The 18,993-nt window shown below is 62.0% G+C and carries 19 protein-coding genes and 4 pseudogenes; 11 read left to right on the forward strand and 12 right to left on the reverse strand.

Annotated elements, in window-relative coordinates; translation table 11 throughout:
• The first annotated feature begins 264 nt into the window (after positions 1–264).
• The 3 genes from AC0L14_RS30855 (at position 265) to AC0L14_RS30865 (ending at position 1,660) form a co-directional block, all read left to right on the forward strand.
• Complete coding sequence (locus AC0L14_RS30855) at positions 265–456, forward strand: hypothetical protein (protein WP_473530211.1); 192 nt, start codon at positions 265–267, stop codon at positions 454–456.
• Between the two features lie 221 nt (positions 457–677).
• Entirely contained in the window at positions 678–815 is a 138-nt protein-coding gene (locus AC0L14_RS30860; protein ID WP_473751759.1) for a hypothetical protein, read from the forward strand.
• Between the two features lie 362 nt (positions 816–1,177).
• Positions 1,178–1,660: a ProQ/FINO family protein gene (locus tag AC0L14_RS30865; RefSeq protein ID WP_473751761.1), complete on the forward strand. Its 483-nt coding sequence runs from the start codon at positions 1,178–1,180 to the stop codon at positions 1,658–1,660.
• A gap of 574 nt (positions 1,661–2,234) precedes the next feature.
• On the opposite strand, the pseudogene AC0L14_RS30870 reads toward AC0L14_RS30865, so the two are convergent.
• Positions 2,235–2,651 (reverse strand): annotated as a pseudogene (locus AC0L14_RS30870) (TCP-1/cpn60 chaperonin family protein); the annotation flags it as partial.
• A 1,313-nt stretch (positions 2,652–3,964) separates the two neighbouring features.
• Between AC0L14_RS30870 and AC0L14_RS30875 the strand changes: the two are divergent.
• The 5 genes and pseudogenes from AC0L14_RS30875 (at position 3,965) to AC0L14_RS30895 (ending at position 6,194) form a co-directional block, all read left to right on the forward strand.
• Complete coding sequence (locus AC0L14_RS30875; protein ID WP_473751774.1) at positions 3,965–4,840, forward strand: glycosyltransferase family 9 protein; 876 nt, start codon at positions 3,965–3,967, stop codon at positions 4,838–4,840.
• Positions 4,789–5,241 (forward strand): annotated as a pseudogene (locus tag AC0L14_RS30880) (IS5 family transposase); the annotation flags it as partial. The gene AC0L14_RS30875 and the pseudogene AC0L14_RS30880, both read left to right, overlap by 52 nt.
• Positions 5,242–5,261: 20 nt before the next feature.
• Positions 5,262–5,384, forward strand: a pseudogene (locus AC0L14_RS30885) (cation:dicarboxylate symporter family transporter); the annotation flags it as partial.
• 106 nt (positions 5,385–5,490) lie between these two features.
• A pseudogene (locus AC0L14_RS30890) lies at positions 5,491–5,682 on the forward strand (acyltransferase); the annotation flags it as partial.
• A gap of 326 nt (positions 5,683–6,008) precedes the next feature.
• Complete coding sequence (locus AC0L14_RS30895) at positions 6,009–6,194, forward strand: hypothetical protein (protein ID WP_473751762.1); 186 nt, start codon at positions 6,009–6,011, stop codon at positions 6,192–6,194.
• A 474-nt stretch (positions 6,195–6,668) separates the two neighbouring features.
• On the opposite strand, the gene panD is transcribed toward AC0L14_RS30895, so the two are convergent.
• From panD to AC0L14_RS30950, 11 genes are all read right to left on the reverse strand, one after another.
• Entirely contained in the window at positions 6,669–7,121 is a 453-nt protein-coding gene (gene panD, locus AC0L14_RS30900; RefSeq protein ID WP_473528527.1) for an aspartate 1-decarboxylase, read from the reverse strand.
• A 53-nt stretch (positions 7,122–7,174) separates the two neighbouring features.
• The gene (locus tag AC0L14_RS30905) at positions 7,175–8,158 is read right to left on the reverse strand and encodes a beta-ketoacyl-ACP synthase III (RefSeq protein ID WP_473528526.1); all 984 of its coding nucleotides are present in this window, start codon (positions 8,156–8,158) and stop codon (positions 7,175–7,177) included.
• Complete coding sequence (locus AC0L14_RS30910; protein ID WP_473528525.1) at positions 8,155–9,420, reverse strand: adenosylmethionine--8-amino-7-oxononanoate transaminase; 1,266 nt, start codon at positions 9,418–9,420, stop codon at positions 8,155–8,157. Before AC0L14_RS30910 ends, AC0L14_RS30905 begins: the two co-directional genes overlap by 4 nt.
• The gene (gene bioD, locus AC0L14_RS30915) at positions 9,417–10,055 is read right to left on the reverse strand and encodes a dethiobiotin synthase (RefSeq protein WP_473528524.1); all 639 of its coding nucleotides are present in this window, start codon (positions 10,053–10,055) and stop codon (positions 9,417–9,419) included. Before bioD ends, AC0L14_RS30910 begins: the two co-directional genes overlap by 4 nt.
• Positions 10,052–11,194: an 8-amino-7-oxononanoate synthase gene (locus AC0L14_RS30920; protein WP_473528523.1), complete on the reverse strand. Its 1,143-nt coding sequence runs from the start codon at positions 11,192–11,194 to the stop codon at positions 10,052–10,054. The genes bioD and AC0L14_RS30920 overlap by 4 nt, the downstream gene beginning before the upstream one ends.
• Positions 11,191–12,183 carry a biotin synthase BioB gene (gene bioB / locus AC0L14_RS30925; protein WP_473751764.1) on the reverse strand — a complete coding sequence of 331 codons (993 nt, stop codon included), beginning with the start codon at positions 12,181–12,183 and terminating at the stop codon, positions 11,191–11,193. Before bioB ends, AC0L14_RS30920 begins: the two co-directional genes overlap by 4 nt.
• A 112-nt stretch (positions 12,184–12,295) precedes the next feature.
• Complete coding sequence (locus AC0L14_RS30930; RefSeq protein WP_473528521.1) at positions 12,296–12,565, reverse strand: hypothetical protein; 270 nt, start codon at positions 12,563–12,565, stop codon at positions 12,296–12,298.
• 55 nt (positions 12,566–12,620) lie between these two features.
• On the reverse strand, positions 12,621–13,502 hold the full coding sequence (nadC, locus tag AC0L14_RS30935) for a carboxylating nicotinate-nucleotide diphosphorylase (protein WP_473751765.1): 882 nt from the start codon (positions 13,500–13,502) through the stop codon (positions 12,621–12,623).
• Between the two features lies 1 nt (position 13,503).
• Positions 13,504–15,045: an L-aspartate oxidase gene (locus tag AC0L14_RS30940; RefSeq protein ID WP_473751766.1), complete on the reverse strand. Its 1,542-nt coding sequence runs from the start codon at positions 15,043–15,045 to the stop codon at positions 13,504–13,506.
• On the reverse strand, positions 15,042–16,016 hold the full coding sequence (nadA, locus tag AC0L14_RS30945) for a quinolinate synthase NadA (protein WP_473751767.1): 975 nt from the start codon (positions 16,014–16,016) through the stop codon (positions 15,042–15,044). Before nadA ends, AC0L14_RS30940 begins: the two co-directional genes overlap by 4 nt.
• A 64-nt stretch (positions 16,017–16,080) precedes the next feature.
• Positions 16,081–17,037, reverse strand: coding sequence for an NUDIX hydrolase (locus AC0L14_RS30950; RefSeq protein WP_473751768.1), 957 nt, complete (start codon positions 17,035–17,037; stop codon positions 16,081–16,083).
• 177 nt (positions 17,038–17,214) lie between these two features.
• Here AC0L14_RS30950 and panB point away from each other — a divergent pair, with 177 nt between their 5' ends.
• The 3 genes from panB (at position 17,215) to AC0L14_RS30965 (ending at position 18,877) form a co-directional block, all read left to right on the forward strand.
• Positions 17,215–18,060, forward strand: coding sequence for a 3-methyl-2-oxobutanoate hydroxymethyltransferase (gene panB, locus AC0L14_RS30955; RefSeq protein ID WP_473751769.1), 846 nt, complete (start codon positions 17,215–17,217; stop codon positions 18,058–18,060).
• Positions 18,061–18,183: 123 nt separating this feature from the next.
• Complete coding sequence (locus AC0L14_RS30960) at positions 18,184–18,456, forward strand: pantoate--beta-alanine ligase (RefSeq protein WP_473528515.1); 273 nt, start codon at positions 18,184–18,186, stop codon at positions 18,454–18,456.
• 52 nt (positions 18,457–18,508) lie between these two features.
• Positions 18,509–18,877, forward strand: coding sequence for a pantoate--beta-alanine ligase (locus AC0L14_RS30965; protein ID WP_473751770.1), 369 nt, complete (start codon positions 18,509–18,511; stop codon positions 18,875–18,877).
• The last annotated feature ends 116 nt before the right edge of the window (positions 18,878–18,993 follow it).

Raw genomic sequence — 18,993 nt, forward strand, 5'->3', positions numbered from 1 at the left:
GCGGTAGCGGCCGATGCGAGGTTCAATCCGATCATAGCGTAAAACGTGCGACATTTCATGACGGCGCACACAACGAAACCCCTATTGCAGAGCCAACCGAGCCGGGCCGGCGACGTCCAGCAAGGGGCTCTCGCATAAGACAAGCCGGGGTCCGGATTTCTCTCAGATCATCCGCAATTTAAATCAAATCCGTCTGTGGATATTGACGATTGCGCGACCCTCACCTCGTAGACGGCCAGCGCGGGCGGCAACTGAGAGGGTCATATGACAAGCGATTTTTCCGCCGCGCGAGTGCATTTAGATCGAGCGTATCATTACCTGCGTGGCGATGACCCGATGAGTCGGAGGGGGCGCGAAGCCTTGGATCTGCTAATTGAGACGGTTGCCGTCGAAGAGTTCAAGCAGCCGCGACAAGACGCGGAGGTGCTAATGTTTCCGATTGAGCGCCGCTTCTGAGGCGATCTCCTGGTGGCCACCATGAACATGGCGCAAACATCCTCAGAATACAGCCCGTCCCGGCATGAGCCGAGTCGGGCAATCGAATGGGGCCCGAAGCGTTCGCTCACAACCATCGAATTGAGCTGCCCTGGCTGAAGGTTCCATCATCGTCATCGGCGGCAGCTATTCCGGAATGGCCGCCGCCCTGCAGATTGCTCCGCGCCCGACGCCGGGTTCTCGTGATCGACGCCGGACTGCGGCGAAACCGTTTTGCCTGCCATCCGCATGGTTTCCTGTCCCAGGACGGCGTCGATCCGGCCGAGATCGCGAAACGGTCGCGTGAGCAGCTTTCGCGCTACGAGACGCTCGCCTGGTAGAACGGAACGGCCGAACGGGTGAGGGGAGCCGCGACGCTTTCGGCGTCCTACTCGCCGACGGGCGCACGGCGGAGGCCGCCGAGTCTTTTCGCTGCTGGCGTTTCAGATACGCTGCCAAGGTTCAATGGGCTGGCGGAGATATGGGGCAAGAGACCGCCGACCCTACTGCTATGAACTCGATCGGGGCGGCTCGGCGTGATTGGTACCGATCCTGCTCGGTCCACCAGGAACTTCGTCTGCCCGAATGAAGAGGCGCCCTGCTGCTTTGCTCTGCGGGATGAATGCCCATTTCTCCATAATCATCGCATATATCAGTGCTAGGAAGGTCCGAATCGAAAACGAAAACAAATCGGGCGAGGCTTATGATGTTGAGCGCTAGCCGAGGCAAATCGCCTGCACAGCTTTTCCGCTATCTATCGGCCAAGTGGCCTGCGGCGTTCAATCCGAAAGCGCCCAGGCCGCTCAAGATCGGCATCCATCATGACATTCGGGTGCTTGACGGCGAACTGTCTGATGATGAATTGAGGAGAGCCCTGCTGGCGTATACCAGGATGGCCAAATACCTGGCGAGACTGGATGCCGGCGCCGCACGGGTCGATCTCGATGGCAAGCCGGCCGGCGTGGTCTCGGATGCGGACGCGGCGACCGCCAAGGCTTTGCTTTGCGCCCGCAAGCACAAGCAAGAAACCAAGCAAACGCCGGAGCCAAGGGCAGAGCCTCAAGCGCCACCCAAACCAAAACCGAAGCGAACCGCCGTGTTCAAGGCGAAGAATACGGCCGACAGCCCGACCGGCATAATCGTTGAGACGAAGCGTCGCCGGTCATTCCGAAAGCCGATGGCTTGATCCCCGCTGAGCGATGGCTTGTGCCGACCGGGACAGCCCTGAGGGTCGGAGCGGCGCCCCGTGCCGATCCGAATTGCCGCGATCGCAATGGAGCTGCCGCATTCGTGCTGGCGAAAAACGGCCGGACGCTATGCCGATAGTCGTTCTGGCCACCGCTGCGACCGTTATATATCGTTCGGGATGGCAGTCAGGTCGATGCCGGCCCAGATTGACTGTGGCCGCTTCACGAGCCCACGCTTCTGTTGATCTCGACGACAAGCGGTCGCTGCTGCCTCATGCTCTCGGCGACTTGGGGGTGGCGCGAATCTAGGCTGATTGCACGGTTTCGCCACCGCTCCCTCATACTCTTGAACGGTTTTCGAATACGTTGATTGTCTTCGAAGCCACGATGCGCCAGCGGCTCTCCGCCGCATCCGTGCCCGCGCGCTCGCTCTCCTTGTCCTGCTTTCACGACCATCGCTACTACGGCCATACGGCCGGCGTACGCGCCGAACATTTCCGGCCGGATCCGACTTCAAAGAAAAGGGCGGCATCGCTGCCGCCCTTTCGCGTATGTGAAGCCAGATCGGCTGGATTAAAAGTCCATTCCACCCATGACGCCCATGCCGCCAGGCATGCCGCCGCCAGCCGGCTCCTTCTTCGGAGCCTCCGAGATCATGGCTTCGGTGGTGACCAGCAGGCCGGCGACCGAGGCCGCGTCCTGGAGAGCCGTGCGCACGACCTTGACCGGATCGACGATACCCATGGCGATCATGTCGCCATATTCGCCGGTCTGGGCGTTGAAGCCGAAGGTCGGGCCCTTGTTCTCGAGGATCTTGCCGGCAACGATCGATGCTTCCGCACCGGCGTTGGCCGCGATCTGGCGAGCCGGAGCCTGCAGCGCGCGACGCACGATGGCGATGCCGGCGGTCTGGTCGGAGTTGGCGCCGCTGACGGTGATGGCCAGCGAAGCGCGCAGCAGCGCGACGCCGCCGCCGGGAACGTTATACTTGGTCCTGAACCACGCCGCCGAGGAATGAAAACGACCGCCGCGCTAATGGTTCGAGGCCAAGACCCAGTTCGCCGTCTTCGGCGAAGGTTGGTCAGCCAATGACGAAATCGGCCTCGCGCACAGAATTCCTGAAAGTCCCCCGAAGTGCCCTGCGGTCACGCCTTCTCGACCGCTTTCATCTCAGCCATCAGCAAGCATCTGGAAAAGAGCCTGAAAGCGTTTGCCGAGCGCCGCTTCAAAGGCCCTTTTGGCTAGTCATCCTCGATGCCCTAGACTAGAAAGTGCCGAGGCCGGCATCGTCATCAGTTAAGCGGTGTGGTCCCGGTCCGCATCCACTATCCATGGCATGGATGCGCTTTATCGAAACAAACTATTTGATCAACCTTCCGGAATCTCGCATTGACAAGAGCACCGGACACGCACCGATCATCCGTTGCCTCTGTCGCTTGAAAAGGGACCCGAAAGGGGAAAATCTTTGGATGAGCTCAGACGTGCGCTGGAAATTGTCCTGGGAATGAGTTGCAGCAGGCCGACGATTTCGAACTCAGACCTCTTTTTCACGCAGGTGTAATTAGCGGAGAGTCTTAGCTCTCAGAACGGTTGAACGGCCAGCGTCACCCGGGCCTACCGCACCTGCCCTTTCCCGCAAAGAAGTCCGGCAGCCCATCTTTCCGCCCGTGATTGCCCTCGCCGGTCGGCAAAGCTTTCCCGACTGACCGGGCCGAACGCCGGAACTCCTCTTTCACTCGCAGCCGCGAACACTGCAAAATTACCAGTCATTTCAGAGTCTTTGCCGCTTAATTCGTTCATGCGGATAAGACGGGAAGCACTCCAACCTACACAGACATCACTGGGCTAGCAGTGTTATCCGTATAATCTTCGGAATGGCAATGGGATACTTTACAAAGCACGACAGCAATCAAGTTGTATACCGCAGCTGGGAAGAGCCGGAACAGTCAAGCGCCAAGATGAGAATTTTGGCGCTTAAGCTTGATCATGTCGGGGACTTTTGGATGTCTCTAGCGCCCCTGAAGGACCTGCGTCAGCGCTTTGCGCATGCCCACATTACGCTGGTGGTCGGAAGCTGGAACATCGAGACTGCAAAACAGTTCGACCTCGCCGACGATTACGTTGCTTTTGATTTCTTTCCTCGCAACCCGAAGGTCGAAACGCGCAAAAAAGCGGCCGACATACGGCCGCTGCTGACCGGTGAGTTTGATCTTGCCATTGATATGCGTGTTCCGGATGAGACAAGGCCCATTTTGCTGGAAGTCCCCGCCAGGCATCGTGCGGCGATAGTTGATCCTTACGGCATGCATCAGATCGATATTGCGATAGCCCCATTCGATCTGAAATTGCGTAGAACCATCTTCTACAAGCTCGCCCAAAAATTAGGGATCGCCAACAGAGTCCCTCGCAGATGGCTTGATTGGTTCGTTGACCGTAAGCACGTACGTCTTCAGCATGTGTCGGAAATCCTCCTCTTTCTGGTCGCAAAGGCAGCCGCCTATTTTGACGGAGAAAGTGAAGCGGGCCGCCGACAGAGTACGACAGAAGGCAAGTCCCCGATCGTCGTGGCTCCGTTTTCGAATTCCAGCCTGCGCGATTGGCCGATTGAAAATTTTGGCAAACTTGTCGCTGCTCTTTCTGCCCGCGGTGAGGTGGTTCTCGTCGGCCGTGGCGAAAGCCGGGAAGCGCTTGAGGAGGTCGCGATGACAGCTCGCGGCCGTGGAGCCGCGGAGATTCGAACGGCTGTCGACTTGTCAGAATTGGAATTCAATCATCTCATGAATTCGGCCGCGCTCGTGGTGTCGAACAATTCAGGCACCGGGCATGTCGCTGCCCAGCTTGGCCGCCCTACTGTCGGCATCTTCACCGCGTCACATCTACCGGAAATTTGGGGGTTTCGTGGTCCCCTGGTCAGCATGCTTATGAGCGTTATTGAATGTCGCGGATGTGGTCTGGACAAAGTGCGGCGCTGTCCGATCAAAGTCCGCTGCAAGTTCGACATCACGCCCGATCTGGTGATTGCCGAGGTCGACGCCTTGATGAATTATTGTAAGGGGCGGGACAAACTTATTGTGGCTCGCGGGCGGTGCGGCGAGCACGAACATCGCGCGCGAGGAGGCAGCTCAACAGTATCTGGTGGCGCATCTCGATGTCCGATGATCCGGACTTCGAATATCTAATCATCGATTCCACCATCGTCCGAGCCCACCAACATGCGGCTGGGGCCAAAAAAGGACCTGAAAATCAAGCCCTTGGTCGCTCCCGCGGCGGCTTGAGCACCAATGGCCGTTCGCGGATTGGGGTCCCTGTGCGGTTCACGCTTACTGCAGGGCAAAAATGGCGATGCGCCGCAAGCCGCAGCCTTGATCGAAGGACTGTCCGCCGACGTGTGTCATGGCCGACACCGCCTATGACGCCGACTATTTCCGCCAAGCCATCGCCGCCAAGATCCGGTTGCTGTCATACCCAACAATCCATCACGCTCACTCAACTATCCACTCGACAGGCACCTCCATGCCCGCGTCATCTCGTCGAGTGCTGCTTCTCCAAGCTCAAGCAGTTCCGCCGAGTCGCAACCCGCTCCGACATTCTCCAGGTCCTGTTCTTCCCGGCATCGCTCTGGCGATGTTCGGAGAGAGGGCACGCCTGCCCTTTCTTTGCTTCAGGGCGCTCGTCGCGCCGGTGTTCAAGCTGGTCGGCATTCTGATGAGGGCCGCGCCTGTCGAGCGCGCGCGCGCCGGGCGTTCGGTCGTGGGCCTTGATCATCCCGGCCGGACATTCATTCAAATCTAGATGGGCACCGATATCTATATAACGCTCGCTGCCCTTTGAGAGGTTCTGCAGAGACGGCCTGGCGGCCATTGTGTCGGGCGTTCGCGTGCGGTCCACCCTCGCAGATGTGTATCTCGACCTGCCGCCCACGTGCGTCGAGGACGTGCTCGTCGTAGTTGTGCCGATTGGACGTTGGATGAGCGAGTGGCCGTCCGGCAGCCTGATCGATCGGAACGGTCCGGAGCTATGATACATCGTGAATTGCCGGGTGATCGCGCTGAGCGCACCAGAGCGGCGGGTTTTTTGCAGAGCCACTCGGACTGAATACGCGTCCCCATTCACCTTAGCTGTGGATAATTAAGGCTGAATTAACAGGCAAAAATCTGAGCACCTAAATCGATCCGAGCGCGAGGTTCCGCGCGCACGGACGTTCCGGACCTGAATCGCCGTCACCCTGAAATCGACAAGCATCGGCTATCAAAAGATCGGCGCTTGACGTGACGTAAGGTCCTATGTTTTCCGATGTGCGGGAACGACTTCCAGTCCCATCCTGAAGCGGCGAAAATGGGGGGAGTGATGGTGGTTGGCGAACCAAATGACGTGCGCGTCAAACGCGCCCATGGCGGATGGGTGGTTCATATTGTTGAGGAGGGCAAACTAACAGTTCTTCGGTTCAAAACGCAGTCTCCGGCTGAAAATTTCGCCGATTGCCAACGAGTCAGGCTCGGCCTTGCTGCCAAGCCACCGATCGACGAACGCTGATATGTGCACCGGATTAGACGTTGGATGGCTGGTGAGCCCTTGGCACCGGCGGGAAACACTTTGCCGAAGGCCCACTTCAATGCTGCTTGTGGCCGTCCGGCTGGCCATATTCGCGATGATGGTTGGCACCGCTGCCGATGCGGAAGACGGCTATGTGGCCTGCCTAATCGACACGGCGGCAAAGATCATGAAACGCCAGGTCGTCAAGGACCCAGCCGCGGCGCTGGAAAAAGCAGCAAGAATTTGCAAGCCGCCACCGCAAGTAACTGAGATAGGGGTCAACATGCAAACCGCTGTTCGCGGATCAGCAGATGCGAGACATTGCGCTATCCCACGAAGGCCGCCGTGCCGAAGGCGCGGTGGGCATCGGCCTTTCGAAGCTGAGCGTCAGCAACTTCGTCGAGTTTTAGACGCTCTTCAGTGCCGAGCAAGTTGCAACGGGGCGAAGAGGCTCGCACATCTGTGGAGCGCTGCTCACGCCCCGGAGACCAGGGCAGGAATGACCAAAGGCTCATCCGCCTCGTCAAGAATGGAGAAACTGTAACGGCCGCTTGTGTCAAGATCGACGGAGTAGCTCAGGCGGTCGAGTATGTGGTTATCCTGGTCAAACGTGACGATCCGCGGCTTCAGCGAGGTGATATGCGCTTCGTCCAGGTAGATGGAGTTGCACACAATGATCGGGTCGTCGGGCTGACAGGTGCGAGCCGCCGCTCCGTTGAGGATGCAGCACCGTGAGCCGCGCTCACCGAGGATGACATAGGTCGAAATCCGCGCACCGGAATTCTTATTCCATATCTCCACGAATTCCATCGGCAGGATCCCGGCTGCCTCGCAGTGGTCGGGGTCGAGCGTTATCGAACCATGGTAGTTGAGGTTCGCTTCGGTGACGTGGATGCCGTGCAGCTTGCCGGCCACTATTTTTCGCATTGGTTCTGTTGTCCTCATCATCATACAAGGTGAATGGCAGTTGGTTCGCGCGGCTAAATCCCAACGACGAGCGCACCGCCGCTAAGACCCGCACCCGCGGCCGCCAAAAGAACCTTCTCTCCCGCCCGAAACGGCTGCGTCCGATGGGCTAGCGACAGCGAGAGCGGGATCGTCGCGGCGGAAGAGTTGCCGTATTCGGCGATGGTCTTGACGATCGCTTCATCCGCAACGCCGAGGTTCCTTCCAACGGCATCGAAAATGCGCGCATTGGCCTGATGCGGCACGAACCGATCGATGTCCTGCGGCCGCATTTGGGCTGCAGCGAGTGCGTCCTTTGAGCAGGCGGCCATCATCTCCACGGCCTTGGCGAAAACTTCACGGCCGTCGGTGATCGTCATGCGAGTCTGATCCAGGTCGAGGTCGCCATGGAACGGCTTGTTACTTCCTCCGGCGGCAATCTGGATCAGCCCGTAGCGCGAGCCGTCGGAATCCACCGAGGCGCCGAGAATGCCTCGATCGGATTCATCGCAAGGACCGATCACCACGGCGCCGGCGGCGTCGGCAAACAGCACGGCGCTGGCGCGCTCTGTCGGATTGAGGCGACGGCTGAGGATGTTGGCCGCGATGACAAGGCTCGCTTTGCCATGCAGGCGGGTGAAGCCGTCGGCGAACATCAGCGCATATATGAAGCCGGCGCAGGCGCCGGTCAGGTCGATCGCGCCAGCACGGCCCAGTGCCAGCCGATGTGCGACCAGCGGCGCGCTTGGCGGCAGAAGATGGTCGGGCGTCGAGGTGGCAAGCAGCAGCAGACCGATGTCGCTGCGGTCAATTCCGGCGCTCGCCAGCGCCATGTCGCCGGCATACGCGGCAAGGCCCGACAGCGTGTCTTCGTCCGTTGCCCAGAAGCGAGACCGTATCCCGGTGCGGCGCTCGATCCAGCCAGGTTCGAGCCCGAGATTGCTCTCGATCTCGGCATTCGCCACTTTGCGCGACGGCGCATGATGACCAAACCCGAGAATGCGCGACGATCGGTTCATGGCCGCGAACCGAAGCGTTCGCCGGCCTCCTCGATGGCGTTGTGGAGCCCGTCCAGTTCCTCGCCGGTGATGCAATAGGGCGGCAGAAGATAAAGGACGTTGCCTAGCGGGCGCACCAGCATGCCGCGCTCGAGAAAAAAGGCGCGCAGCTTTGGCCCAATCTCGGCCAGATAACCGGCTGAGCCAGTGCGCAGATCGAGGGCCGCGATCGTGCCGGTCGCCCGGCTGTCGGTGAAATATGGATTGTCGCGAAAGCGTCGAAGCCCGGCGGCCTGCTTGGCGCTCAACGCCGCGACCCGCTCGGCCACCGGCTCGTCGCGCCAGATCTCGACATTGGCAAGTGCTGCCGCGCAGGCAATCGGATTGGCCGTGTAGGAACTCGAGTGGAAGAAGGTCTTCTTCCTGTCCTCGGAATAATGGGCCTGGAAGATGGCATCGGTGGCGAGCGTTGCCGCCAGCGGGATGGCGCCGCCAGTCAGGCCCTTCGAGGTGCACAGGATGTCTGGAGAGATGTTCGCCTGCTCGCAGGCGAACATGGTTCTAGTGCGCCCCCAGCCGGTCATAACCTCATCAGCGATCAAGAGCGTACCGGAGGCCTCAGAGATCCTCTTCAATTCGGCCAGAACCCAGGCCGGATACATCAGCATGCCGCCGGCGCCAAGCACGAGCGGCTCGACAATCAGCGCGGCGGCGCCCCGGTCGCGGGAGATTGCCTCGAACCGATCCAGTGTTTCCTGCTCGCGCCCGGGGGCCGGGAAGGGGATGGTGTCCACCTCGAACAGCAAGGGCTCATAAGCGGCGTTGAACACGCCGCGGGCGCCGACGCTCATCGTGCCGATCGTGTCGCCATGATAGCTGTGCTCCATGACGACAATGCGCGAGCGCGGCGCGCCGATGTTGCGGAAATAGCCGAGCGCCATCTTCAGTGCGACTTCGACTGAGGTCGAGCCGCTGTCGGAATAGAACACTCGGTCGAGGCCGGGAGGAACGAGGGCGACAAGCGCGTCGGCCAGGCGTTCGGCCGGCTCGTGGGTGAAGCCCGCGAAAATTACCTGATCGAATGTCTCGGTTGCATTCCGGATTGCTTCCATGATCCGCGGATGGCGATGGCCGTGAGTGACCACCCACCAGGAGGAGATTGCATCGAGGATACGCCTGCCCTCACGCGTCTCGACATAGGTGCCTTCGGTGTAAGCGACTGTCGGCGGCACGGGCTCCGTGGCGTGTTGGGTGAAGGGATGCCAGACAGCAGAGCGGCTCATGCGCGGATTCCGATGAAATCAGTGACGTTGAACGAGGCCTGCATGGCTGCGGAAAGCGCTCCGGACGACAGTGGCTCGAGACGCGGCAGACGACCAAGCACGCGCACCTTGCCCATTTCGGCGATCGTCCTTTGCGTATCGACCATCCTGTCGCCGATGAACGCGATGCCAAGCAATGGTATGGAGCGGGCGCGCAGAGCCTCGATTGAGAGCAGCGTGTGGTTGATGGTGCCGAGCGCGGTGCGCGCGCAGAGCACCACCGGCGCATCCCATTGCGCGAAGACGTCGATGTAGAGCACGCGCCTGTTGATCGGCACCATCAGCCCGCCGGCACCTTCCACGACGAGCGGCCGGTCGGTCGTGGGCAGTGCGAGTGCCTGCGCGTCGATCTCCACCCTGTCCAACTTGGCGGCACAGTGCGGTGAGAGCGGCTCTTTGAGGCGCCAGGCTTCCGGCAATACCCGATCTGCGGGCAGGCCGGCAAGCCGCGCCACGACCTCGCTGTCGGTCTCGTCGTCGAGGCCCGATTGCACAGGCTTCCAGTAGAAGCCGTCGAGCAGGCCGGCAAGCCCGGCTGCGAACACAGTCTTGCCGATACCGGTGTCGGTACCAGTCACGATGACCCGTGCCGTCATTGCGGACGATCCCATTCCTCGGCAAGAGCCTCGACCATGTCGGAGATATCTGCCTCGTCCACGTTGAGCGTCAACGAAATGCGCAGGCGCGATGTGCCCTCTGGCACGGTCGGCGGACGGATGCCGCGGATATCGAAGCCGCGCGCCTGCAGTGCCGCCGCCACCGCCATGGTGCACTTGTTATCGCCGATGACGAATGGCTGGATCTGCGAGCCGCTGGGCACCACGCCGCAGCGCTCGGCCAATTGCCGGCCCGCGAAAGCGATACGCTCACGCAGCTGAACCCGGCGCATGGGCTCGTCGGACAGCATGGTGAGCGCTTCGCGCGCCGCGACCGCCATTAGCGGCGATGGTGCGGTGGCGTAGATGAACGGCCGGCACCGGTTGACGAGAAAGTCGCACAGCGTTCTTGGCCCGGTGACGAGCGCGCCGGACGCGCCGAGCGCCTTGCCGCATGTATGCAGCGCGACGATGTTGTCGCGGCCCTCGAACGCGGTGGCAAGGCCGCGGCCATCCGGTCCCCAGACGCCGGTGGCATGTGCCTCGTCGACGACAAGGAATGCCTCGTGCCGATCGGCAAGCGCGACCAGGCTCTCCAGCGGCGCGTAGTCGCCATCCATACTATAGAGGCTTTCGACCGCGATCCAGACGCGCCCCATGCCGCCTTCGGCGCGCCAGCGCGTGATCGCATCCTCGACAGCATTGACGTCGTTGTGCGCGGCCAGCTTGAACTCGGCGCGTCCGGCTTGCGCGCCCTCATGCATGCTGGCATGGGCGAGCTGGTCGAGCACCAGCAGGTCGCCCTTCTGCGGCAGGGCCGTCAGCAGAGCGAAGTTGGCGATGTAGCCGCTGCCGAAGAACAGGGCGCGATCGGCTCCGAAAAACGCCGCAGCGTCCGACTCCAGCGCCTCGTGTTCCGGCGCGTTGCCGCGCAACAGCCGCGATCCGGTGGCGCCCACCGGCGTGCCCCGCGCAATCGCCGCCGCAACCGCCTCGCCAAGTCTTTTGCAGGAGGCAAGTCCGAGATAGTCGTTCGACGAGAAGTCGAGCCCGGCGCGCGGTGCCAGCGTCCGCAGCCGGTCCTTGCGCGCCAGTCCGCGCAAGGACGCGTCATACCGGGCAAGAAGCGCCCCGTTCATTGCGCCTCGAGTTCCATTGGCTCGATGCCGAGGCGCCGAAACAGCAGAATGTCCTTGTCCTCGCCGGGATTGTCCGCCGTCAGCAGCGTGTCGCCGACGAAGATCGAATTCGCGCCGGCAAAGAAGCACAGCGCCTGCATCTCGTCGGTCATGGCGGTGCGGCCGGCGGACAGGCGGACATGCGACTTCGGCATCATGATGCGGGCCAGCGCGATGATGCGCACGAATTCGATCGGCTCGATCGGCCTGGCGTCGGCGAGCGGGGTGCCGTCGATCGGGATCAGCATGTTGATCGGAACGCTTTCGGGATGCTCCGGCAGGTTCGCCAGCGTCACCAGCATGTCGATCCGGTCCACCGGCTCTTCACCCATGCCGACAATGCCGCCACAGCAGACCTTGATGCCGCTGTCGCGGACATTGGCGAGCGTATCCAGCCGGTCGGCAAACGTGCGGGTCGAGATGATCTCGCTGTAGTAGCGCTTCGATGTATCGATGTTGTGGTTGTAGTAGTCGAGACCAGCCTGTTTCAGCCGAGCGGCCTGCTCAAGATCGAGCATGCCGAGCGTCATGCAGGTCTCCATGCCTAGTGCCTTGACGCCCTCGACCATCGCCACCACCGCATCCATGTCGCGCGCCTTCGGGTTTCGCCAGGCAGCGCCCATGCAATAGCGCGTGGCGCCGGCGTCACGCGCCTTGGTCGCCTCGGCGATGACGCGCCGGACCTCCATCAGCTTCGACGCCTTCAACCCGCTTTCATGATGCGCCGACTGGCTGCAATAGCCGCAATCCTCGGGGCAGCCGCCTGTCTTGATGCTGAGAAGCCGGCTGAGCTGGACCTTGTTGGGATCGAAATTCTGCCGGTGAACGGTTTGCGCCTGAAACAGCAGGTCGTTGAAAGGCAGATCGTGGATCGCCTGGGCTGCCTTTCGCGTCCAGCGAGGAAGCGCCCCACCAATCGGATCCAAGAGCAGGTTGAGTTCGATGTTCATTGCACCTCGTCCTTTAAATTAGAACCGCTTGGCCGGTGAGCACTGTAGGGGACTGCTGGTCGACGGCCGATGCTTGAAGACCCGGCGACCCCGCGCCGGTACGCAGAGTCGGTTACCCGTCTCGTTCAGAACAGGATGCTCCGGCCGCTGGCCACGATGGCTCAATTGAGGTGCTGCCCGGAGTTATCGGCATCTTTGGCTTCGCTTGAGCGGAAGGATGCTCCTTTCTGATCATGTCGCAGGATTCAGTGAAAGCGATTTCCAACAGGTAGCCGAGAAGATCGAGCCCGTGCGAGGCCGCCATCTGACGCAGTTCGTCCAGGCGGCAGACAATAAAGGCAAGCGCTTCGGTGCGGTCGCTTGTTCGTTTTCTATCCGTCATCCCTCCCCCTCGTCGATTGAACCGTATCGCCTGGCAGCGCGTGCATATCCCCTCCTCAGTTCAGATGTCTGCTGCAATTCCCATTGATAGGCATATCCAATCCGATATCGAGGATAGGCGCGCTGTGGGTGAGCCAGCCGACGGAGATGAGATCCACCCCGGTCGACGCGATCGACGCGACCGTCGCCCGCGTTACCCGACCGGAGGCTTCGGTAATCGCGCGGTCGCCGACCATCGCCACAGCCCGGGCAAGCTCCTCAAGCGACATGTTGTCCAGGAGCACGGCGTCGACTCCCACTTCAAGCGCAAGATCGAGCTGTTCGAGCGTATCGACCTCGACCTCGATCTTGACCATGTGACCTACGGCGCCGCGCGCCCGCTCGATCGCCCTGCGGATGTCACCGGCAATGGCGATGTGGTTGTCCTTGATGAGCACGGCATCATCCAGCGCGAAGCGGTGGTTGGCGCCGCCTCCAGCACGCACGGCATACTTCTCCAGGGCACGCAGGCCAGGCGTCGTCTTGCGTGTGCACACAATTTTGGCCTTATGGCCGCGCACCGCTTCGACAAACGCAGCCGTAGCCGTTGCAATGCCGCTCAGACGGCACAGGAAATTGAGCGCTGTCCGCTCGGCCGTGAGCAGGCTGCGCGCTGGCCCGTTTACGATCGCAATGGTTTGCCCTGCTGCGACATCGCTGCCGTCCGGGCGGCGGACTTGCATCTCCACTGCCGGGTCGATCAGCAGGAAAGCAAACGCCACCAGGTCGAGCCCGGCGACCACCCCTGCCTGGCGCGCGTTCAGCGAGAGCGTAGCTTTGCAACCGGCGGGGATAATTGCATCGCTCGTGACGTCGCCGGCTCTGCCCAAATCTTCCAGAAGGGCATTTCGTACGATCGGCTCGATGACGACCGGGGGAAGCGGTGACAATGAGGCCATATCAGGAGCTCCGTTCCGAGGCGAGGCAGTTAACCGCGAGGGCACTTTCAAATGCCGTGCTGAGCGTCAGCCGTGAGGGAAGGGCGGCGGCATTGCGCTCCGTGAAATCGGACCTGTAATGCGAACCGCGGCTCTCCTCGCGCCCAAGTGCTGCAATTGCGATCAGCAGTGCGACCAACGCCGGGTCGGCCATGACCGTGTCGCCGACGGCCAGTGGCAGCAATGTCGTGATCGCTTCGCGCAGCCTCTTGCCGTTGCGGACAATCCCAAGTGCATCAGATGCGATCTGGCGTATAGATGACGGGCTGGGCCGCACAGGCACGAACTCAGGAAGTCTGGGCCACTGCCAGCCCGCGCAAGTGCCGGCGACGCTTATCGCCACCCAAGCCGATGTTGCGACCGCTTCGGAAAGCGAGTTGCTGGCCAACCGGTTGGCACCATGCAATCCGGTACAGGCGACTTCGCCGCATGCCCACAACCCGGTTACCGAGCTGCGCCCTTCAACATCCACGGCGACGCCGCCCATGTGATAGTGTGCAGCCGGGCGCACCGGGATCGGTTCGAGGGCCGGATCGATGCCGGCCTGCCGGCAAGCCGCCTCGATCGCTGGAAAGCGTTTTGCGAATTTCGCGCCGAGGCATTGTCGGGCGTCGAGATAGACACGATGCCCCGCCGCGAGCTGGTCAGAGATCACGCGCGCTACCACATCGCGCGATGCGAGTTCGGCGCCTGGCGTATCGGCCAGGAAGCGCTGGCCGTATTCGTCAACCAGTACCGCGCCTTCGCCGCGCACCGCTTCGCTCACAAGCAGCATTGGCCGGCGCGGAGTATCGAGCGCGGTCGGGTGAAACTGCACGAATTCGAGATCGGCGAGCTCCGCTCCGGCGCAGGCGGCGAGCGCCAGTCCGTGCCCGAACGATGCAAGCGGGTTGGTCGTGTCGTTAAAAAGCCCGCCGATACCGCCTGTCGCAAGCACCACGCGGCGCGTGGGTAATGCGACGATGCTGGTGTGTCGGACCGCCAACACGGCCACGATTGCACCGCCCGCCACGATCAAGCGGAGTGCATCCATGCCTTCCATGATCGTGATCGAACGTGTCCGCCGCGCCATTGCGACCAGCACGCGGAACAACTCGCGTCCGGTAGCGTCGCCGGCGGCATGCACGATCCGACGGCGCGAATGCGCCGCCTCCAGCCCAAGCCGCAGTTTCCCATCCAAATTGCGGTCGAAGGGAGCGCCCAGGCGGATGAGGTGGTCGATCGCGCGAGGCATCGCCTCGACAACCCGTCTGACCATCGCTTCATTGCAAAGCCCATTCCCGGCGGCAAGCGTATCAGAGAGGTGCAGTTCGGGGCTGTCATCGGCGCCGAGGCTCGCCGCAAGGCCGCCTTGAGCGAGTGTACTGGAGGCATCGGTTCCCAACGGCGTTCTGGAGAGAAGGACGACCGGTTGCGGCGCGAGGTGAAGCGCCGTCATGAGCCCGGCAACGCCAGCCCCGATAATGACCGGCGCCCCGCCGATGTCGTGCATGTCGGGAGTCATACAGCGAGCATGCGCTCCACTGCATGACGAGCCCGATCCGCGACCTGCGGCTCGATGGTCACGACGTGGCGGTTCTCCTCGAGTGCTGTGCGGATATTGGCGAGCGTTATTCGCTTCATATGTGGGCACAAATTGCAGGGCCGGATGAACTCGACCTCTGGATGCTCGACCGCGACATTGTCGCTCATCGAGCATTCCGTCATCAGCACGACCCGCGCCGGCTTTTGCTGTCCGACATATTCGGCCATGGCAGCGGTCGAACCGGAAAAATCGGCCTCAGCTACCACCTCGGGCGGACACTCGGGATGGGCGAGCACCGCGACGCCAGGATTGTCCTCGCGCAACTGGCGGATGTCTGCGGGCGTGAAGCGCTCATGCACCTCGCAGTGTCCCTTCCAGGCGATGATCTCGACGTCGGTCTGGGCGGCGATGTTCTGGGCCAGATATTCGTCGGGCAGCATGATCACGCGCGGCGCACCGAGTGATTCCACCACCGCGAGCGCATTGCCCGAGGTGCAGCAGATGTCGGACTCTGCCTTCACCGCAGCGGAGGTGTTGACGTAGGTCACCACTGGAACGCTCGGATAACGCTGCCGCATCAGGCGCACGTCTTCGGCCGTGATCGAGTCCGCCAGCGAGCAGCCCGCACCGAGATCCGGGATGAGCACGGTCTTGTCCGGATTGAGGAGCTTGGCGGTCTCGGCCATAAAATGCACGCCCGCGAGCACGATGATTTCGGCATCGACCGTCATTGCCTTGCGGGCCAGCGCCAGGCTGTCGCCGACGATGTCAGCCACGCAGTGAAAAATCTCCGGCGTCTGATAGTTATGCGCCAGGATGACCGCGTTGCGCTGTCGCTTCAGTTTCCAGATCGCGTCGATGTCCTCGACGAAGACCGGCCACTCGATCGGCGGGATAACGCGCCGAACGCGGTCGTACAGTGAGGCGCTCGAAGGCAGGACGGCGCTCATCGAGCCTCCAGTTATAGTCAACGCGATTATAAGGCCTATATAATCGTTGTGACTATAAGTGGTGTCAAGCCCGTGCGAGCGGCAATTTTGTGCCGGCCACAGGCCTCTCGTCTAGAATAGCATGGTGAAAGCGGTAGAGCTGCGCCGGCCGGCCGCCGGTCTCGGCGGTCGTCGCCCCGGTCTTCTCAACCAGCTCCTGCTGCTCTATGAGCCGGCGAAAGTTCGGCTTGTTGATGAGCCTGCCGGAGAGCGCCTCCACGGTTCGCTGTAGCTGTAAAAGCGTGAAGAGCGGCGGCATCAGTTCGAACACAACAGGCCGGTATTTGATCTTGGAGCGCAGCCGCGCAATAGCCGTTGCCAGAATGCGGCGGTGATCGGCGCTCATCGATCTGCCCGGCACCGGAGCGAGGATGGCAGAATCTCCGCCGCGCTTTGCTTCCTCCACCAGGGCGGCTTCGTAGAGCAGCTCGTAGCGCTGCAGCGCGAGCTCTTCGTTCCATGCCCGGTCGTCCAAGGCAAAAGCGACCGCCGCTCGCCGCCGGCGATCGAAGCGCGTCGCGCCGTCGTCCGCGCCGTCCGCCCATTCGATAAGGCGCGGCCACAATTCTTCCAGCATCGGGGGCCTGCCGGAGCGATGATCCTCCCAGGGGAAATAGTCGTACCAGCTGGCCCAGCTGCGCCTGCCCGAGGCGCCCGCATCTTCTTCGCGGGTGAGTGCGAGATAGCTGATCGAGATCACGCGCTCGTTGGCGCCGATCCGATCGCGATCGGCGAAGGTGTAGAGCTGCTCGATATAACCGAGAGGCTGACCGGTCTGCAGTTCCACCCATGCCCTGAGGCCCGACTGGAGCGAACGATGAGCGAGCTCAAACGGGCCCGAGGGAAGGGCGGCCCCCTGTTCGATGGTCAGAACACATGGTCCAGCGTCGTTCACGGCGACGACGACTGCGATCAGGTCCGCGTTGACGTCGTTGGTCTTGCCGATGGCTCTGCCTTTCCTTGGTCCCTTTGCCTGATCCATGGTTCCTGACCTACTTGGCAGAGCTCCGGCTGTCTAAACCGATTTAGTTCTGTTCTTTATCATACCACTCGTCGCGTCAACACCACGCGCTCTGGCAATTTACCTCTTCGCACCTGGACAAAAATATGCCAAACGCGACACTGGCCGTGGGTGACGCTGGGTGAGGAGAGACGTGGATTGAGCGCTGCTGGTGTCGTCAAGGCGATCACGCCGCCGGATATCCGTGCGCGAAAGGGCAGCACGCCGCTGGTCTGCCTGACGGCCTACACAACGCCGGTCGCAAGGCTGGTTGACGGCCACTGCGACATCGTTCTTGTCGGCGACAGCGTCGGCATGGTTCTCCACGGCCTTCCCTCCACGCTCAGTGTCACGCTCGATATGATGATCATGCACGCCAAGGCGGTTCGGCGGGGAATGGAGCGGGCGCTCCTGGTCGTCGACATGCCGTTCGGCTCGTACGAGGAAGGCCTAGAGCAGGCCTTCCGCAATTCCGCGCGCGTTATGGCGGAGACCGGCTGCGCTGCGGTCAAGCTCGAGGGCGGCGAGACGATCGCCGAGACGATCCGCTTCCTCACAGCGCGCGGCATCCCGGTCATGGCGCATGTCGGCCTGACGCCGCAGGCGGTCAACGTGTTTGGCGGATATCGCGTGCAGGGCAGGGGCGAGGATGCCGAGCGCATTTGGCGCGATGCTCTTGCGGTCAGCGAGGCCGGCGCCTTTTCCGTCGTGCTGGAAAAAGTGCCCGAACCGCTCGCCCGCCGCATCACCGAGGAAATCCCAATCCCGACGATCGGCATCGGCGCCTCGGCGGCCTGCGACGGGCAGATCCTGGTCGTGGACGACATGCTGGGCCTGTTCGGCGACTTTCGCCCGAAATTCGTCAAGCGCTATGTCGAACTGGGAGAGGCTGCTTCGGCAGCGATCGAGGCCTACGCGTGCGAAGTGAAGGAGCGCCGGTTTCCGACCGCCGAACATGTCTTCGGCGATGAACCGAAAGCCATCAAAGGACGAGAAGCGACATGAGCACACCGGTCGCCCGGACCGTCACCGAGTTGCGCAAATCCGTGGCGGCATGGCGCAGGCGGGGCATGAAGGTCGCCGTCGTTTAAACCATGGGCGCCCTTGCATGAAGGCCATCTCAGCTTGGTGCGCGCCGTACTTCAGCGCGCCGACCGGGTGATCCTTACCCTCTTCGTCAACCCGAAGCAGTTCAACGACGCCGCCGACCTTGCCACCTACCCACGCCGGGAGCATGAGGACGCCGCCAAGCTGGCGCCGCTCGGCACCACATGCTTTGCGCGCCGGATGCAAGAGAGATTTATCTGGAGTGGTTTGCCCACCGCGGTCGCGGTGAGCGGGGTGAGCGAAGGCCTATGCGGCGCAGCCCCGGCCATTTCGACGGCGTGGGGACATTGGTGACGAAGCTCTTTCTCCAGACCGGCGCCGGTCCGCCTTCTTCGGCGAGAAGGATTTGCAGCAGTTGCAAGTGCCCCGGCTTGCCCGCGATCTCGACATACCGATCGAGATCATCGCTTTCCCGACAGTATGCGAAGCCGATGGCTTGGCGCTGTCGTCGCGCAATCTCAGGCTGTCGGCCGAGCAGCGCGTTGCGGCGCCAAAGCTAGCCGAAATTCTGTTCGAAGCGGCCGAGAGGCTGGCCAAGGGACCGCCGGGCGAAGCTGTATTCGCCGAGGCGAAGAGATCCTTGCCGCCGGTTACAGAGAAGTTGAACGTCGCGAACTACGGGCCGACGACGATGTCGAGCTGCTTTCAGCGGCCAGCCGATCGACCCTGGATTCGTCTCGTGTATGTACAGGTCGTGTCCCACCACGTGGTGTAGGTCGGCGGTAGCGAAGCCGGTCGCGAGCGCGCCCTCAACAGCGCTGTAGATGCTATGGGCGGCGGCGAGCGTGTGGCACCCTCGACGCTGTTGAGCAGCTACCTAAGGAGCGCCCC

It is taken from the genome of Mesorhizobium sp. WSM4841, assembly GCF_055811515.1.

Bases quoted from the DNA above. Each gene is read 5' to 3' on its own strand.
- nadC (WP_473751765.1), bottom strand. From the start codon at position 13,502: ATGGCCTCATTGTCACCGCTTCCCCCGGTCGTCATCGAGCCGATCGTA.
- AC0L14_RS30940 (WP_473751766.1), bottom strand. From the start codon at position 15,045: ATGACTCCCGACATGCACGACATCGGCGGGGCGCCGGTCATTATCGGG.
- panD (WP_473528527.1), bottom strand. From the start codon at position 7,121: ATGCGAAAAATAGTGGCCGGCAAGCTGCACGGCATCCACGTCACCGAA.
- AC0L14_RS30865 (WP_473751761.1), top strand. From the start codon at position 1,178: ATGATGTTGAGCGCTAGCCGAGGCAAATCGCCTGCACAGCTTTTCCGC.
- AC0L14_RS30910 (WP_473528525.1), bottom strand. From the start codon at position 9,420: ATGAGCCGCTCTGCTGTCTGGCATCCCTTCACCCAACACGCCACGGAG.
- AC0L14_RS30905 (WP_473528526.1), bottom strand. From the start codon at position 8,158: ATGAACCGATCGTCGCGCATTCTCGGGTTTGGTCATCATGCGCCGTCG.
- AC0L14_RS30895 (WP_473751762.1), top strand. From the start codon at position 6,009: ATGGTGGTTGGCGAACCAAATGACGTGCGCGTCAAACGCGCCCATGGC.
- AC0L14_RS30950 (WP_473751768.1), bottom strand. From the start codon at position 17,037: ATGGATCAGGCAAAGGGACCAAGGAAAGGCAGAGCCATCGGCAAGACC.
- AC0L14_RS30875 (WP_473751774.1), top strand. From the start codon at position 3,965: ATGCATCAGATCGATATTGCGATAGCCCCATTCGATCTGAAATTGCGT.
- bioB (WP_473751764.1), bottom strand. From the start codon at position 12,183: ATGAACATCGAACTCAACCTGCTCTTGGATCCGATTGGTGGGGCGCTT.
- AC0L14_RS30920 (WP_473528523.1), bottom strand. From the start codon at position 11,194: ATGAACGGGGCGCTTCTTGCCCGGTATGACGCGTCCTTGCGCGGACTG.
- nadA (WP_473751767.1), bottom strand. From the start codon at position 16,016: ATGAGCGCCGTCCTGCCTTCGAGCGCCTCACTGTACGACCGCGTTCGG.
- bioD (WP_473528524.1), bottom strand. From the start codon at position 10,055: ATGACGGCACGGGTCATCGTGACTGGTACCGACACCGGTATCGGCAAG.
- AC0L14_RS30855 (WP_473530211.1), top strand. From the start codon at position 265: ATGACAAGCGATTTTTCCGCCGCGCGAGTGCATTTAGATCGAGCGTAT.
- AC0L14_RS30930 (WP_473528521.1), bottom strand. From the start codon at position 12,565: ATGACGGATAGAAAACGAACAAGCGACCGCACCGAAGCGCTTGCCTTT.